Origin of the sequence: Streptomyces sp. NPDC001594 (genome assembly GCF_042893675.1) — a bacterium.
Taxonomy (GTDB): domain Bacteria; phylum Actinomycetota; class Actinomycetes; order Streptomycetales; family Streptomycetaceae; genus Streptomyces.
Window position 1 is genome coordinate 401,235 of sequence record NZ_JBIAVB010000005.1, and the last position, 13,398, is coordinate 414,632.

The 13,398-nt window shown below is 74.5% G+C and carries 15 protein-coding genes; 6 read left to right on the forward strand and 9 right to left on the reverse strand.

The window, feature by feature from the left end:
* Positions 1-33 precede the first annotated feature (33 nt).
* Positions 34-984, reverse strand: coding sequence for a SigB/SigF/SigG family RNA polymerase sigma factor (locus ACFY0O_RS13370; protein WP_388946512.1), 951 nt, complete (start codon positions 982-984; stop codon positions 34-36).
* A gap of 190 nt (positions 985-1,174) precedes the next feature.
* On the opposite strand from ACFY0O_RS13370, the gene ACFY0O_RS13375 reads away from it, so the two are divergent.
* Positions 1,175-1,540 carry a helix-turn-helix transcriptional regulator gene (locus ACFY0O_RS13375; RefSeq protein WP_388946722.1) on the forward strand — a complete coding sequence of 122 codons (366 nt, stop codon included), beginning with the start codon at positions 1,175-1,177 and terminating at the stop codon, positions 1,538-1,540.
* Positions 1,541-1,703: 163 nt separating this feature from the next.
* On the opposite strand, the gene ACFY0O_RS13380 is transcribed toward ACFY0O_RS13375, so the two are convergent.
* Positions 1,704-1,946, reverse strand: a complete 243-nt coding sequence (locus ACFY0O_RS13380) for a protealysin inhibitor emfourin (protein WP_358893928.1) — start codon at positions 1,944-1,946, stop codon at positions 1,704-1,706.
* A gap of 265 nt (positions 1,947-2,211) precedes the next feature.
* Here ACFY0O_RS13380 and ACFY0O_RS13385 point away from each other — a divergent pair, with 265 nt between their 5' ends.
* Positions 2,212-3,303 (forward strand): mechanosensitive ion channel family protein, encoded by a 1,092-nt coding sequence (locus ACFY0O_RS13385; RefSeq protein WP_388946515.1) that lies wholly within the window; start codon positions 2,212-2,214, stop codon positions 3,301-3,303.
* A 123-nt stretch (positions 3,304-3,426) separates the two neighbouring features.
* Positions 3,427-3,714, forward strand: a complete 288-nt coding sequence (locus ACFY0O_RS13390) for a WhiB family transcriptional regulator (protein ID WP_358893930.1) — start codon at positions 3,427-3,429, stop codon at positions 3,712-3,714.
* A 28-nt stretch (positions 3,715-3,742) separates the two neighbouring features.
* Here the strand turns inward: ACFY0O_RS13390 and ACFY0O_RS13395 are convergent, their stop codons facing one another.
* Positions 3,743-4,363, reverse strand: a complete 621-nt coding sequence (locus tag ACFY0O_RS13395; protein WP_388946518.1) for a polysaccharide deacetylase family protein — start codon at positions 4,361-4,363, stop codon at positions 3,743-3,745.
* Between the two features lie 294 nt (positions 4,364-4,657).
* On the opposite strand from ACFY0O_RS13395, the gene ACFY0O_RS13400 reads away from it, so the two are divergent.
* On the forward strand, positions 4,658-5,905 hold the full coding sequence (locus ACFY0O_RS13400) for an aromatic acid exporter family protein (protein ID WP_388946521.1): 1,248 nt from the start codon (positions 4,658-4,660) through the stop codon (positions 5,903-5,905).
* Positions 5,906-6,234: 329 nt separating this feature from the next.
* On the opposite strand, the gene ACFY0O_RS13405 is transcribed toward ACFY0O_RS13400, so the two are convergent.
* The 4 genes from ACFY0O_RS13405 to ACFY0O_RS13420 form a co-directional block, all read right to left on the reverse strand.
* A complete protein-coding gene (locus ACFY0O_RS13405) occupies positions 6,235-6,705 on the reverse strand; it encodes a DUF3887 domain-containing protein (RefSeq protein ID WP_388946524.1) in 471 nt (156 codons plus the stop codon).
* Between the two features lie 131 nt (positions 6,706-6,836).
* Positions 6,837-7,838, reverse strand: a complete 1,002-nt coding sequence (locus ACFY0O_RS13410) for a HEAT repeat domain-containing protein (protein WP_388946526.1) — start codon at positions 7,836-7,838, stop codon at positions 6,837-6,839.
* Positions 7,839-7,859: 21 nt separating this feature from the next.
* The gene (locus ACFY0O_RS13415) at positions 7,860-8,525 is read right to left on the reverse strand and encodes a HEAT repeat domain-containing protein (protein WP_388946529.1); all 666 of its coding nucleotides are present in this window, start codon (positions 8,523-8,525) and stop codon (positions 7,860-7,862) included.
* A gap of 99 nt (positions 8,526-8,624) precedes the next feature.
* Positions 8,625-9,134, reverse strand: coding sequence for a hypothetical protein (locus ACFY0O_RS13420; protein ID WP_388946532.1), 510 nt, complete (start codon positions 9,132-9,134; stop codon positions 8,625-8,627).
* A 255-nt stretch (positions 9,135-9,389) separates the two neighbouring features.
* On the opposite strand from ACFY0O_RS13420, the gene ACFY0O_RS13425 reads away from it, so the two are divergent.
* On the forward strand, positions 9,390-10,103 hold the full coding sequence (locus tag ACFY0O_RS13425; RefSeq protein ID WP_388946535.1) for a hypothetical protein: 714 nt from the start codon (positions 9,390-9,392) through the stop codon (positions 10,101-10,103).
* A gap of 47 nt (positions 10,104-10,150) precedes the next feature.
* On the opposite strand, the gene ACFY0O_RS13430 is transcribed toward ACFY0O_RS13425, so the two are convergent.
* Positions 10,151-11,398, reverse strand: coding sequence for an SUKH-4 family immunity protein (locus tag ACFY0O_RS13430; RefSeq protein ID WP_388946537.1), 1,248 nt, complete (start codon positions 11,396-11,398; stop codon positions 10,151-10,153).
* Between the two features lie 101 nt (positions 11,399-11,499).
* A complete protein-coding gene (locus ACFY0O_RS13435) occupies positions 11,500-12,483 on the reverse strand; it encodes an aldo/keto reductase (RefSeq protein ID WP_388946540.1) in 984 nt (327 codons plus the stop codon).
* Between the two features lie 107 nt (positions 12,484-12,590).
* Between ACFY0O_RS13435 and ACFY0O_RS13440 the strand changes: the two genes are divergently transcribed.
* Positions 12,591-13,154: a TetR family transcriptional regulator gene (locus tag ACFY0O_RS13440; RefSeq protein ID WP_388946543.1), complete on the forward strand. Its 564-nt coding sequence runs from the start codon at positions 12,591-12,593 to the stop codon at positions 13,152-13,154.
* Positions 13,155-13,398 lie beyond the last annotated feature (244 nt).

The following is a 13,398-nucleotide window of genomic DNA, read 5'->3' on the forward strand; positions in this document are numbered from 1 at the left end:
GGCCGCCCTGGTACGCCGGGAGGGGGTGCGGGTTCAGTCGTCGCGCAGCAGCTCCTCGCGCAGGGCTCCCAGGGTGCGCGTGAGCAGGCGGGAGACGTGCATCTGGGACATGCCGATCTCCTCGCCGATCTGCCGCTGCGTCATCTCCTCCCCGAAGCGCAGCTGCAGGATGCGCGTGGTGCGTTCGTCCAGCCCGGACAGGAGCGGCGCGAGGGAGTGCAGGTCCTCGACCGTCTCCAGGGCCTGGTCGGTGTCGCCGAACGTCTCGGCGAGGGAGTGGGTGGAGCGGGCGGCCGAGGGGGCCGGCTCCCGGCCGTCGGCGGAGCCCGCGGGCGCGTCGAGGGACTGGGCGGAGTAGCCGTTCGCCGCGACCAGGCCCTCGCGGACCTCCTCCTCGTCCAGATCCAGGTGCGCGGCGAGTTCGGCGGGGGTCGGCGCGCGGCCCGTGGCGGAGGTCAGGTCCTCGGTGGACCGGGCCAGCTGCGTGCGCAGCTCCTGGAGGCGCCGCGGGACCCGTACGGCCCACGTGGTGTCGCGGAAGTGACGCTTGATCTCGCCGGTGATGTACGGCAGGGCGAGGGTGGAGAACTGGGTGTTGCGGTCGAGCTCGTAGCGGTCGATGGCCTTGATCAGGCCGATGGTGCCGACCTGCACGATGTCCTCGTTCTCCGGACCGCCCGGGCGGTCGCGGAACGGACGGGCGGCGAAGTTCACCAGCGAGATGTTCATCTCGATCAGTGTGTTGCGCACGTACTGGTATTCGGGGGTGCCCTCTTCGAGGCTGCGCAGCCGTTCGAAGAACACCCGCGTCAGCTGGCGGGCGTCGCCCGGGTCAACCTCCCGGGGGCAGGGGACGTCGGGCAGGCCGTCGGGCACGGGGGTGTGCGCGGTGGCGTAGGCGGCGGCCGAGGGAGCTGTGGCGGTCTCGCCGACGGGGGCCGGTGTCGGCTGTGTCGTAGCCTCGGCAGTAGCCGTAAGGGTCATCGTCTTCGCTCCTTGGGCACGGGTGCTTGCGGTGCGTTCTCGAACGTTCCGATCAAACGGAAGTCGCGTTCCGCTCACGATGAACCCTGCCCGGCGAGGTGGACACACGTCAAGCGATACCGGAAATTCATTTCTGGATTTGCCTTTCTCCCGTAGTCCCCCCAAGAATGGCCGCGTGGAGAACGAGCACATGGAGCCCCGCCGCAACCGCTGGACGTTCCTGACCAACCACGCCCGGGTTCTGATCGCCATCGCGCGAGACCCGGGCGTCCGCCTGCGCGACATCGCCCTCGCCTGCGGCCTCACCGAACGCACCGTGCAGGCGATCGTGACGGACCTCCAGGCGGACGGATACCTCACCCGCAGCCGCGACGGCCGGCGCAACCGGTACGTCATCGCCCCCGGGGCGCGTTTCCGCCACCCCGCCGAGGCCGACCACGAGATCGCCGGTCTGCTCGCCTACCTCGCCGGCCCGATGACAGACCCGACGCTCCCGGGCTCCGCCCCGGCGGCGGCCGACGCCCCCGCCGGCGCGGAACCCCACGCGACGGCGTGACCTCCGGGCGGGCGGGCGGCCGGCCCAGGCCCCCCCCCCCCCCCCCCCCCCCCGGCCGGGGGGCCCCCCCCCCCCCCGGGCGCCCACCCCCCCCCCCCGGGGGGCCCCCGGGGGGGGGGGGCGCCCCCCCCGGCCCCCCCCCCCGCCACCGCCCGCCGTCCGGTCAGGCGCCCTCGTCGAGCACCCCGCGGATCAGCCGCCGCTGGTCCTCGGAGAGATAGGGGTCCTGGAGGTCGACCGTCCGGCCGTCCACGGTGATCCGGTAGTGGTAGCCGTCCGCGGTGGGCGCGACCGCCCGGTGCGCCAGTTCCTCCCACTTCGGCGCGTCCCGGAGGCCCGAGGTGTCGAGCTTGCGCTCCTGCTCGGCCCCGGTGAAGCCCCCGGAGCGGGTCACGGTGATCAGCATGGTCCCTTCCTTCCTGGTCCGGCAGCGCGCCGCCCCCGGGACCCGACCGGTCCCGCGCGGCGCGGGCGGGGCGTCGCCCGCCACACCGCGCGGCTGCCCCCGAAAGCGCCCCCCTCCCGGCGAACCGGCCCGGAACACCCCGGATCGGCCGGAAAGCGCTGTTCGGTGGCCGACGGGCGCGTACCGGTCGTCGGTTTGCCCGGGGAGCGGCAGGGCACGTGCGGACCCATCGCGCACCTTCCGCCCCCGACACCACCGAGGAGTCATGAACGGAGTTCTGAGACTGCTGACCGTCCTGGGCGGCTCCGTCCTGCTCACCTTCGCGGCCGGCCGGCTCGCCGACCTGCTGCTCAGGCGTGCGGACGCCCGCCACCCCGAGACCCCCCTGTGGAGCCTGCTGCGCCGCTGCGTACTGCCCCTGCGACTGCTGATGCTGGCCGCCCTGCTGCGTGGCTCCTACCGGCAGATCGAGTGGCACCCCCTGCGGACGCACGAGGCGGCCGTGGGCAGGACCCTCTCGCTGTTCACGATCGGCGCCGGCGCCTGGTGCGTGGTGCTCGTCACCTCGGCGGTGGTGGAGTCCTCGTACGCCCGCTATGCCGCCGGAACCCGCGACCCGTCGCGGCTGCGCCGCGTCCGCACCCAAACCACCCTCATCATGCGGATCGTCACGGCCCTCGTCGCACTCGTCGCCGCCGCCGCGATGCTGCTCACCTTTCCCGACTTCCGGGCCGTCGGGACCTCGGTGCTGGCCTCCGCCGGCATCATCGGGATCGTCGCCGGTGTGGCCGCCCAGTCCACTCTCGGCAACCTCTTCGCCGGGTTCCAGATCGCCTTCGGCGACCTGGTGCGCATCGGCGACACCGTCGTCGTCGACGGGGAGTGGGGCGTGGTCGAGGAGGTCACCCTCACCTTCCTGGCCGTACGCACCTGGGACGAGCGCCGCATCACCATGCCCGTCTCCTACTTCACGGGCAAACCGTTCGAGAACTGGTCCCGCGGCGGGATCCAGATGACCGGCACCGTGTTCCTGCACTGCGACCACAGCGCCCCCGTCCCCCTGATCCGCGAGCGGCTCAAGGAGATACTGGACGGCTGCGAGGCCTGGGACGGACGCGGCTGGAACCTCGCGGTCACCGACACCACGCCCACCACCGTCGTCCTGCGGGCCATCGTCACCGCCAAGGACCCCGACGACCTGTGGACCGTGCGCTGCACGGTGCGCGAGCAACTCATCGCCTGGATCGCCGAGAAGCACCCGTACGCCCTCCCGCGCGTCTCCACCTCCCCGGCCGTCCCCGCGCCGTACGAGCAGGCGGACTCCGCGCGGACGGCCGGGTTTCGCGGGACGCGATGAGGCCAGACGCGGGACAGCGGACGCGGGTCCCCTGACGCGGGACCCCGGACGCCGGAGTCCGGACCCCGGATTCCGGACGCGGGAACGAAACGCGGAAACCAGATGCGGGAAAGGAGTCGACCCATGTCGAACGTGTCACGGCTGCCGGGCCGGGCGGAGCACCACTGGACGTGGCAGGAACGTGCCGCCTGCCGCGACCTCGGCCCGGACCGGTTCTTCCACCCGGCCGGGGAGCGCGGCGAGGACCGCGCGGAACGCGACGAGGCGGCCAGGGAGATATGCGCCCTGTGCCCGGTGCAGGCGGAGTGCCTGCGCCACGCCCTGCGCGCGCAGGAGCCCTACGGCGTGTGGGGCGGCCTGACCGAGGAGGAGCGGCGCCCGCTGTACGCCGGGGCGGCGGCGGCCGGCTAGACGGGCAGGGTGGGTACCCCGGGCGGGGTCAGGGAGCGGAGGCGTTCCGGTAGGTCCGGCCCGGTTCCGGGCGGCGGGGGGCGAACAGCTGTGAGACCGTCACGGGCGTCAGGCCGCGCCTGCGCAGCCCGTCGATGACGGCCGGGACGGCGGGCACCGTCCCCGGGTAGATGTCGTGCAGCAGGATGATGCCGTCGCGCCGCGCGTCCTGGAGCACCCGGTCGGTGATCACCTGGGGGTCGTGGTCGCGGTAGTCCTTCGCGGTCACGCTCCACAGGATCTCCGCGAGCCCGAGGGAGCGGCAGACCTCGGCGACGCGCGCGTCGGTCCGGCCCTGGGGCGGACGCATCAGGGTGGGGGTCCGGCCGGTGAGCTCCCTGACCCGGTCCTGGACGAGGACCAGCTCGTGGCGGATCCGCTCCGGAGGGGCCGAGGGCAGCAGGACGTGCGTCCAGGTGTGGTTGCCCAGTTCGTGCCCCTCGGCGGCCTCCCTCCGTACGAGCTCGGGACGGGCTCCGATGTGCTTGCCGAGCAGGAAGAACGTCGCGTGGACCCCCTTCGCCCGCAGGACGTCCAGCAGCTTCGCCGTGTCCGGCCCCGGTCCCGCGTCGAAGGTCAGGGCGACGCACGCGGTCCTGCGGCAGTCCACGGGCGCCGGCTCGGCGGCCCGGGGCACCGGGGCGGGCGGTGCGGCGCCGCTGGCATCCAGCAGCAGGGCCGCGGCCAGAACGGCCGTCGACCGTACGAACCGTCCGGGACGGCGGTGCCCGGACCGCTGCCCGGACCGGGACCGGATCGGGCTCCACTGCGGGCTCCGCCGGCGGAATCGGTACGGGAATCGCTCACGGGATGTATCCGTACCCGCCCCGGCGGCTTCCGGCGGACGCCGTACGGGGGACGTTCCCCGCGTGATCATCGCCGCCGACGGGGAAGAGGCGAAGGTATGCCCGACCTCGCACGCCCCTTCCGTCGCTTCCATCCCTTCCGTTCCCTCCGTGGCGTCCCACGCCGCCTGGCCGCCAGACGGCGGGACCCCGTGGTGGTGCAGAGCGTGCGGTCCACCGGGGCCGCGGTCCTCTCGTACGTGGTCGCGCTGCGGCTCAGCAACGAGCCCGCGCCGCTGACGGCCCCGCTGACCGCCCTGCTCGTCGTCCAGGTCACCCTGTACTCCACCCTCACCACCGGGGTGCGCCGGGTGAACTCGGTCGTGGCCGGGGTGCTGGTGGCGATCGGCTTCAGCGTGCTCGTGGGCCTGACCTGGTGGAGCCTCGGGCTGGTCATCCTCGCCTCGCTGGTCGTCGGCCACCTCGTCAGGGTGGACGAGTTCATCCCCGAGGTGGCGATCAGCGCGATGCTCGTCCTCGGGGTCACCCGGGTGGCCGACACGGCCTGGGACCGGGTGCTGGAGACGCTGATCGGCGCGGTGGTCGGGCTGGCCTTCAACCTGCTGTTCGCCCCGCCCGTCTGGGTGGAGCCCGCCGGACGGGCGATCGACGACCTCGCCGCCCGCATGGCCGCGCTGATGACCGGCATGGCCGATGAACTCACCGGCCGCACCACCGTCGCCAAGGCCGCGACCCGGCTGCACGAGGCCCGCCGGCTCGACAACGACATCGCCGGTGTGGACGCCGCGCTGCGCCAGGCCGAGGACAGCCTGCGCATGAACCCCCGGGTACGGGAGGGGCTGATGTTCCGGCTGGTCCTGCGCACGGGCCTGGACACCCTGGAGATCTGCGCGGTCGTGCTGCGCGTCTCGGCCCGGGCGCTCACCGACCTCGCGAGGGCCCGCGCGGACGAGCCGCTGTTCTCCCCGCCGGTCACCCGCGCCCTGCAGGACCTGTTCGGGCACATGGCGCTCGCCGTGCACAGCTTCTCCCGGCTGATCACCGCCCAGGTGACGACCAACGCCGAGGCGCAGGAGGAGCGGCTCACCCGCGAGCTGGGCCTGGCGCGCGAGGCCCGCGACCGCCTGGCGGACCTGCTGCTGGAGCAGCTGCGGACCGAGCCCGGGCAGTGGCAGCTGCACGGCGCCCTGCTCGCCGACGTCGACCGGGTCCTGGACGAACTCGACGTGGACAAACGCTCCCAGCGCCTCATGGAGGAACTCGACCGCCACTCCCGCCTGCGCCGTGAGGGCGGCACCCGCATGCACCGCGCCCTGCGCCGGGCGCGCGGGGTCAGCGGTCGTTGAGGAGCGCGCAGGCGAAGTCCTCCTGGACCGTGCGCAGCCGGGCGAGCAGGGCCGGCTGGTGCCCTTGCTGGTCTGGGTGTTGATGGACACCGTCATCCGGACCACGGCGGCCCCTCGCCGGCGACCTGAACACCGCTGTTCGCCCTGCGGGACGCCGACAGCGGCGCCGGGGGGACCTGCCCCCCTTCGGCCTGCTCCACGACGACTACACCCCGAAGCCCGCCTTCGCCGCCTACCGGCGCCTCCTCGCCGAACTGGGCGAACGGCGTGATCCGGGCGCACCGGGTCGCGCGCCGGGCGGCCCGGTCCGGTCATCCGGGCGCCGGGGCCTACGGCAGGGGCACCCCGGCGCGCAGGAACCAGAGCCCGGTCAGCCGGCCGTCCGTGCCGAAGGTGACGCGGAACTCCCCGGGCTGCTTGGCCATCCGCAGCGGCACGCTCACCACCGTCCCCGCCGCCATCGCGGTCTGGCGGGGCTCCCCGTGCGAGACGTAGGGGCCGAACTCGGCCCGGTACGCGTCCCAGGACTGCCGCAGCGCCTCCGGGGTCACCTGCTGCCGCAGTCCCGTGCCGAACCGGGCCCAGACGGCGTCGAAGTCGCCGCGCACCACCTCGTCGAGGGTGTCGAGGGCCGGCCGGGTGTAGGAGTCCCGGGCGGGCGCCGTCACCTCCGCCGCGGCGGCCGCGGGGCGCACCGCCGCCGGGGCGGACCCGTCCGCCACGACGCACAACGCCGCCGCGGCGGCCACGGCGACGACCGCGCTCCGGACGGACGCGCTCCTGCGCGGGGTCATGGCCATGGCCTGCTCCTTCCACCGCACGGGCGGGCGCCGGACGCACCGCGACGCCCCCCTTCAGGCTAGGACGCCCCCGAACCGCCCGCACATCGGCCGCGGCCCCGCAATCCCGGCCCGGGCACGGGCAACCTCCCTCACGCGGCGCGCAGTTGCAGGAGGTACGCCGCCGTGCGCGCGACGGTGGGGTCCTCGTCCCGGGACAGGTCCGACAGGCCCCGCGCCGCGGCCTCCCCGGGGATGCCGGCCAGTGCCTGCACCAGCCGCAGCCGTGCGGCCGCTCGCTCCGGGCCGTGCCCGAGGCGGTCGAGGAGCCCGGCGGCGATCCGGTCCGCCCGTGCCGGATCACCGGCCAGCGCCTCCAGCGCGTCGGCGGCGTCCACGTCGTTCGCCCCCTCGACGACCATGTCGGCCAGTGCCGGGACCGCCCGCGCCACCCCCCGCGCCCCCAGCGCCAGGGCGGCGGCCCGGCGCACCCCGGCGTCCCCGTCCTCCAGCGCCCCCTCCAGCAGCGCGGTCGCCGCGGGCACGGGCAGCTCCGCGAGGGCCCGTACGGCGCGTCCCCGCACCTCCGCCGCCGACGACCGCAGCCCCTCCGCGAGCGGCCCGACCGCGGCGCCGCCGGCCCGGGCCAGCGCCCACCGCAGGGCGCCCGCGACATGGGGATCCGACTCGCCCAACGCGGCCTCCGCCAGGGCCTCCACCGGCGCCGGGCCCCCCTCGGCCACGCCCAGGGCGGCCCGCTGGCGCTCCCCGGGGCTGGGCGACCGCAGGGCCTGCAGGAGCGCGACGGCCCGCAGCACCTCGTCCCACCCGGCGGGCTCCGCGGCCCCGATCCGCTCCAGCCGCGTCAGCAGCCGGGTCTCGGCCGCGATCCGCTCGCGCAGCTGCCGGGCCAGGTCGCCGATGAGCCCGGCGGGGGTGAAATCCGGATCGTCCAGCGCCCGCGCGACCTCCCGCAGCCCGAGCCCGAGCGACCGCAGGCTCTCGATGTGGAAGATCCGCCGGACGTCCTCGCCGGAGTACTCCCGGTACCCCGCCCCGGAACGGCCGGACGGCCGCAGCAGGCCCAGCGACTCGTAGTGCCGCAGCATCCGGGCGCTGACCCCCGACCGCCGTGCCACCTCACCGATCAGCACCGCCCGCCCACTCCCTCTCCCTCAGCCCGTCCCGTCCTGCCCTCCGACCATGATCCGCCTCGCCTCCTCGACGGCCCACTCGAACCCCGCGTCGGGGTCGCACACCAGCCGCCGCGTGGCGATCGCGTGCTCCGCCACCGCCGGGAGGGGCTCCGCCGCCGCGGCGCGCAGGGCCGGCATCCCCTCCTCGCCCAGCGCGACGAACGCCCGGCTGAGACTCCGCCGCGTCTCGCGCCCGCCCCGCCCCAGCTGCGTCGCCAGCACGGCGGCCAGCTCCCGCGCCCCGCCCTCCGGCACGAGCACGACGGCCGCCCGCCAGGCACTGCGCGCCACCGTGTCGTCGGCGTCGGTCAGCAGGGCCAGGGTGATCGCCGGCCAGGCCCGCGGGTCCCCGATCTTGGACAGGGTGTGCAGGGCCTGGCTGCGCGCCTGGGCGCACTCCGCGCCCAGCTCCGCCACGAGCATCGGCACGACCACCGCGGCCGGCTGGCGGACCAGCGCCCAGGTCAGCATGTCCCGGACGAAGAACTCGGGCTCGACCGCGCACCGTGCGACGAGCGCGCCGGCGCAGCGGGGATCCGCGGCCGTCCCCACCTCCAGCGCCGCCCGCAGCCGCACCGACGCACTGCCGTGCCCGAGCCCCTCCAGGGCCCGCATCAGGGCCGCTTCCCTCTCCTGCGTGATCACTCGGGACCACCTCCTCGACGGACAGCGAAGACCTTGCCACCGTGTCAAGGTCAAGCCGGGAGGGGGTCGGGAGCGGAGGGATCCCGCGGGGACGGAGCCTCAGCAGCCGCCGCAGTTGTAGTACAGGACGTCCCAGTGGTTGCCCTCGTCCGCGTAGACGTTGCCGGAGCCCGACTGCCACTGGGGCGCGCCGTCGCCGCGCAGGCCGATGTAGGAGAAGGTGCCCTTGACGTAGTTGGTGAGGCAGGTGGCCTTGGCGTAGTCGAGCTTGTAGCCGTTCCAGTGGGAGTACGTGCCGCTCGCGTGGCCGGTCTCGGTGCCGCCGGTGATGTTGAGCGCGCAGCCGCTGGCGGCCTTGAGGGTCTGGGCGCCCTGGGCGGTGGCGAGGTTGAGCTGCTCGAAGGAGGTGCAGCTCGGGTTGGAGCGGTCCGAGCAGTTGCCCGAGGAGGACCAGGTGATCCCGGCCTGGCGGAACATCGACGTCGCCGTCGCATGGGTGATCTTGGTGGCGGCCTGGGCCTGGGAGGTGCCGGCCAGCACCCCGAAGCCGGGGGCGAAGAGGGCGCCGAGGACGAGGGCGAGGGCGGTGAGGACGGATCGGGTCTTCACTTCGTGAGCCTCCTGCTGGGGTGACCGTGTGAGGTGGGGCCGTGTCCGTGCGGGTGGGGCACCGCGATGGTGCCCCAGCCGTCCGCCGCGGCGCCAGAGGGCCTCCGCTTCGGCCGGTGTCGGCAGGTGTCCGTGCCCGATGAATCCTTTTCCCGGTACGACTGATCCACCCGCACGGGTGGACGTTCCCCGCGGTCCGGCCCCGCCCCCTGACGGCCCCTCTATAAACGGGAAGTTCCCCCGTTGCCTCCTCTGATGGGTCGTCACGCCATGCTCAACGCCGCCCTGCGGGCGCTCGCCGCCGCCTTCGTCCTCTCCGCCGCCGCCCTGGCGCCGCCCGCGGTGGCCGCCCCGGCGGCCGGCGACGACTCCAGCGCCCCCTGCGGGCCGGTCGTCGATTACCGGGCCTGGGACTGGTGGCGGACCACGACGGACACCGGGATCGCCCCGACGGTCGCCTCCAAGGCGGCGGATGAGCGCTGGCAGTGGCGCGACGACGTCAACACCCTGTGGCGCGGCGACACCAGGGAGACCGTCGACGAGATCTTCCGCACCGGCTTCACCCCGCGCGGCGACCAGCTCATCCCCCTCGCCGAGTACATCGTGAAGGGCGGCGGCCAGCTCAGCGCGCACCTCAGCACCAGCTGCGACCCGTCGGTGGCCAAGCGGTTCGCCACGTACGGCACGGAGAAGACCGGCTGGGTGTACGAGATCTACGCGCCCGGCGGCATCGACGTGAACGCGACGGCCCGGGTGAACGGCTACCAGTCGCCGTACCTGTGGAACAAGGAGATCGACTTCCCGGGCGGGGTGCGGGGCAACTACATCAAGGGTGCGTGCAAGTACCGCCTGACCGGCACGGACCCGGTCACCAACGACAAGACCTGGGAGCAGCTCGGCTGCAAGGACAACGCCGGTTTCGCCCCCTACAAGAACGACCGGAAGGCCGCCGCCGTCCTCACGCGCTGATACCCCGCAGTCGTCCCCCCCGGCCCGCCGGGGTGGCCGACGGGCCGTCAGTAGCCCCAGGGGCTGAGTTCGGTGACGGCCGCGAACAGGTGCTCCCACACGTCCGACGCCGGGGACCGCCCGTCCACCGCGAGCGGTTCCAGGGCGGCCACCTCGCGCAGGAAGTCGCGCCGGCCGTTCTCGCCGGGGTACGCGTTCCAGCAGGCGCCCATGAACCGGTAGACGGCCTCCAGCAGCCGGACGAACGTCTCGGTGTCCCGGGCGAACGGGAAGGGCCCCTCGCCGCTCCGCACCATCGACACCGCACCCGTCGCGGGGTGGACGAGGACCCGGCCCTCGTCGGCGTAGCCGAGGTCGAAGGTGCCCAGGTGCAGCAGGCCGTCCGCGTCGGGCTCCGCGCCCTGCGCCTCCTCCCGGGTCCAGGCCAGGCGGAAGGAGGCGACCCCGGCGGCGAACCACGCCGGCAGGCCGGCCGTCAGCGCCAGCTCCCGGGTGGGCGCGTGCGTCAGCGCGGCCGGGAGCCGGTCCGGCGTCAGCACCACCGTCCCGTCCGGGCCGAAGGCCTCCCGCATGCGGGCGGCGTCCAGGGGCTTCTCGGCGGCGGTCGGCCCGGCGAACCACGGGTCGGCCCCGCCCCAGGCGACGGCTCCCGCGGCTCCGGGTCCGTCCGCCGCCGCCGCGTTGTGCTCCAGGACCAACACCCCGCGCGGCTCGGAGAACAGGACGCGCCCGCCGCCCAGCGGTACGGGCTCCTCCCAGGCGCAGGGCTGGTGGAGGCCGCGGTCCTCGCCGTCGGGGTCGAAGAGGACGGGCCCGTCGGCGGGCGCGTCGTACGGCCGCTCGGTGAACTCGCCCTCGGCGGGGGCGGGGACCCGCTCGCCCGTGGCCGGGTCGCGCCAGTGCTCGGGGGTCCACTGCGACCACACCTTCAGCAGGAGCCGGCCGTCCGCCGCCTCGTGGACCTCGACGTCCGCGTCCCCGCTGAGGTTGGGCGCGGCCCGGTAGGCGCCGACGGGCCGCCACCAGGCCCACACCGTCCGCCACGGCATGCCCGGCTCGGCCGCGGCGACCAGGTCGGCATAGGCCTCGTGCCCCAGGACCTTCGCGCCGAAGTGCAGCCACGAGGCGAACTCCGCCGGCGGCACCTCGGCGCCGTCGAGGACCGCGACGGCCTGGGCGCAGGCCTCCCGGCCCGCCCCGCCACCCTCGGCGGGCAGTTCCCGCAGGGCCCCGGGGCCGGCGGCGAGCAGGCGGGCGGGGGAGGAGAACAGGAGGTCGAGAGCGTCGGGCGTCATGCGGACATGCTGCCACCCGCCACCGACAGCCCCGCCCCACGGTGGAGGGGCGGGCCGGGCGGCGGCGGAGTCGGGCCGGTGCGACGGGTGCCGGCGGCCCGTCAGCCGTTCAGGTTGTGCATGTACTCCGGGGCGTAGCGGTCGCCGGAGGCGACCCCGCGCGGGGCCACGGCCTCGATCGCGGCGATGTCCTCGTCCGTGATCGTCACCCCGGTGGCGGCGATGTTCTCCTCCAGGTAGCCGCGCCGCTTGGTACCCGGGATCGGCACCGCGCCCTGGCGGAGCACCCACGCCAGGGCCAGCTGGGACGGGGTGACCGACTTCGCCTCCGCGAGGCGGCGGACGGCGTCGACGACGGCCAGGTTGCGGGCGAAGTTCTCGCCCTGGAAGCGGGGGTCGGTGCGGCGGAAGTCGTCCTCGGCGAAGTCGTCGGGGCTGGTGATGGCGCCGGACAGGAAGCCGCGCCCGAGCGGGGAGTAGGCGACCAGGCCGATGCCGAGCTCGTCGAGGGCGGCCTGCACGCCGTTGTCCTCCAGGCCCCGTTCGAACAGCGAGTACTCGGTCTGCACGGCCGTCAGGGGGTGGACGGCGTGCGCGCGCCGGATGGTGGCCGCGGCGGCCTCGCTGATGCCGAGGTAGCGGACCTTGCCCGCGGTGACCAGCTCCGCCATGGCGCCGATGCTCTCCTCGACCGGGACGCCGGGGTCGATGCGGTGCAGGTAGTACAGGTCGATGTAGTCGGTGCCCAGGTGGCGCAGCGAACGCTCGGCGGCGCGGTGGATGTAGGCGCGGCCGCCGTTGTGGCCGCGGACGGTGCCGTCGTCGTCGATCTCGATACCGGTCTTGGTGGCGATGACCACCTGGTCGCGGCGGCCGGCCACGGCCTTGCCGACCAGCCGCTCGTTGCGGAAGGGGCCGTAGGTCTCGGCGGTGTCGAGGAGGGTGACGCCCAGGTCGAGGGCCCGGCCGATGGTGGCCAGTGATTCGGCCTCGTCGGTGGCGCCGTAGAAGGCGCTCATGCCCATGCAGCCGAGGCCTTCGACGCCGACCTGCAGACCCTGGGAGCCGAGTGCGCGCAGTTCCATGGTGTTCTCCTGGGAGGGAAGAGAAATAACTAACTGGTTACCTACACGGTGCACCAGGTGGGGTCGTCATGTCAATAACCAGATAGTTACTTGCTAGCCTGGGCCGCATGGCACGTGATTCCAGCGCAACGAAGGCCCGCATCCTGGCCGCGGCCTTCGACGAGTTCGCCGCGTACGGTATCGCCGGCGCCCGGGTCGACCGCATCGCCGACACGGCCGGGGCGAACAAGCGGATGATCTACGTGTACTACGGCAACAAGGAGCAGCTGTTCGACCAGGTGCTCCTCCAGGCCGTGGAGCAGGGCGCGGAATCCGTCCCCTTCGACGCCGAGGACCTCCCCCGTTACGCGGGCGCGATCTTCGACCACCTCACGGCCGATCCGCGGCTGATGCGGCTGCTGATGTGGAAGCGGCTCGAACGCCCGCAGGCCACCGCCCTCGAAGCGGAGTCCTACGCCCGCAAGACCGCCTCACTGGCCGCGGCCCAGCGCGAGGGCCACGTCGACCCCGCGCACGACCCGGCCGACCTGCTCACCCTGGTCCTCGGCCTGGCCCAGGCCTGGTTCACCACGGCGGGCGGCGACGCGGACGCGGCCCGCCACCGCACCGCCCACCGCGCGGCCGTGGTCGACGCGGTGGCCCGCCTGGTCGCGGTCCGCGACCCCGCCTGACCTGGAGGTCTCTCCGCACGGACGAGCGACCCCGCGGCCGTCCGGACGAGCGCGGAGCGGAGATCGACGAGGTGGTCCCCACCCTCCCCGGCTGAGACCCCCGCCGCGTGCGCCGGGCTCAATGACAGGCGGGCGCGGGCGCCCGTGGCAGCAGGGTCTTCCAGGGCATGGGGCGGGGCTGATGATCCCCGTGGCCACCACCGTGATCACGAACGTGTAAGAGGAACACGAGCGCGGCCGGGCC

Excerpts from the sequence above, each read along its gene's own strand:
- ACFY0O_RS13370 (WP_388946512.1), bottom strand. The coding sequence starts at position 984 with ATGACCCTTACGGCTACTGCCGAGGCTACGACACAGCCGACACCGGCC.
- ACFY0O_RS13375 (WP_388946722.1), top strand. The coding sequence starts at position 1,175 with ATGGAGCCCCGCCGCAACCGCTGGACGTTCCTGACCAACCACGCCCGG.
- ACFY0O_RS13380 (WP_358893928.1), bottom strand. The coding sequence starts at position 1,946 with ATGCTGATCACCGTGACCCGCTCCGGGGGCTTCACCGGGGCCGAGCAG.
- ACFY0O_RS13385 (WP_388946515.1), top strand. The coding sequence starts at position 2,212 with ATGAACGGAGTTCTGAGACTGCTGACCGTCCTGGGCGGCTCCGTCCTG.
- ACFY0O_RS13390 (WP_358893930.1), top strand. The coding sequence starts at position 3,427 with ATGTCGAACGTGTCACGGCTGCCGGGCCGGGCGGAGCACCACTGGACG.
- ACFY0O_RS13400 (WP_388946521.1), top strand. The coding sequence starts at position 4,658 with ATGCCCGACCTCGCACGCCCCTTCCGTCGCTTCCATCCCTTCCGTTCC.
- ACFY0O_RS13405 (WP_388946524.1), bottom strand. The coding sequence starts at position 6,705 with ATGGCCATGACCCCGCGCAGGAGCGCGTCCGTCCGGAGCGCGGTCGTC.
- ACFY0O_RS13425 (WP_388946535.1), top strand. The coding sequence starts at position 9,390 with ATGGGTCGTCACGCCATGCTCAACGCCGCCCTGCGGGCGCTCGCCGCC.
- ACFY0O_RS13430 (WP_388946537.1), bottom strand. The coding sequence starts at position 11,398 with ATGACGCCCGACGCTCTCGACCTCCTGTTCTCCTCCCCCGCCCGCCTG.
- ACFY0O_RS13435 (WP_388946540.1), bottom strand. The coding sequence starts at position 12,483 with ATGGAACTGCGCGCACTCGGCTCCCAGGGTCTGCAGGTCGGCGTCGAA.
- ACFY0O_RS13440 (WP_388946543.1), top strand. The coding sequence starts at position 12,591 with ATGGCACGTGATTCCAGCGCAACGAAGGCCCGCATCCTGGCCGCGGCC.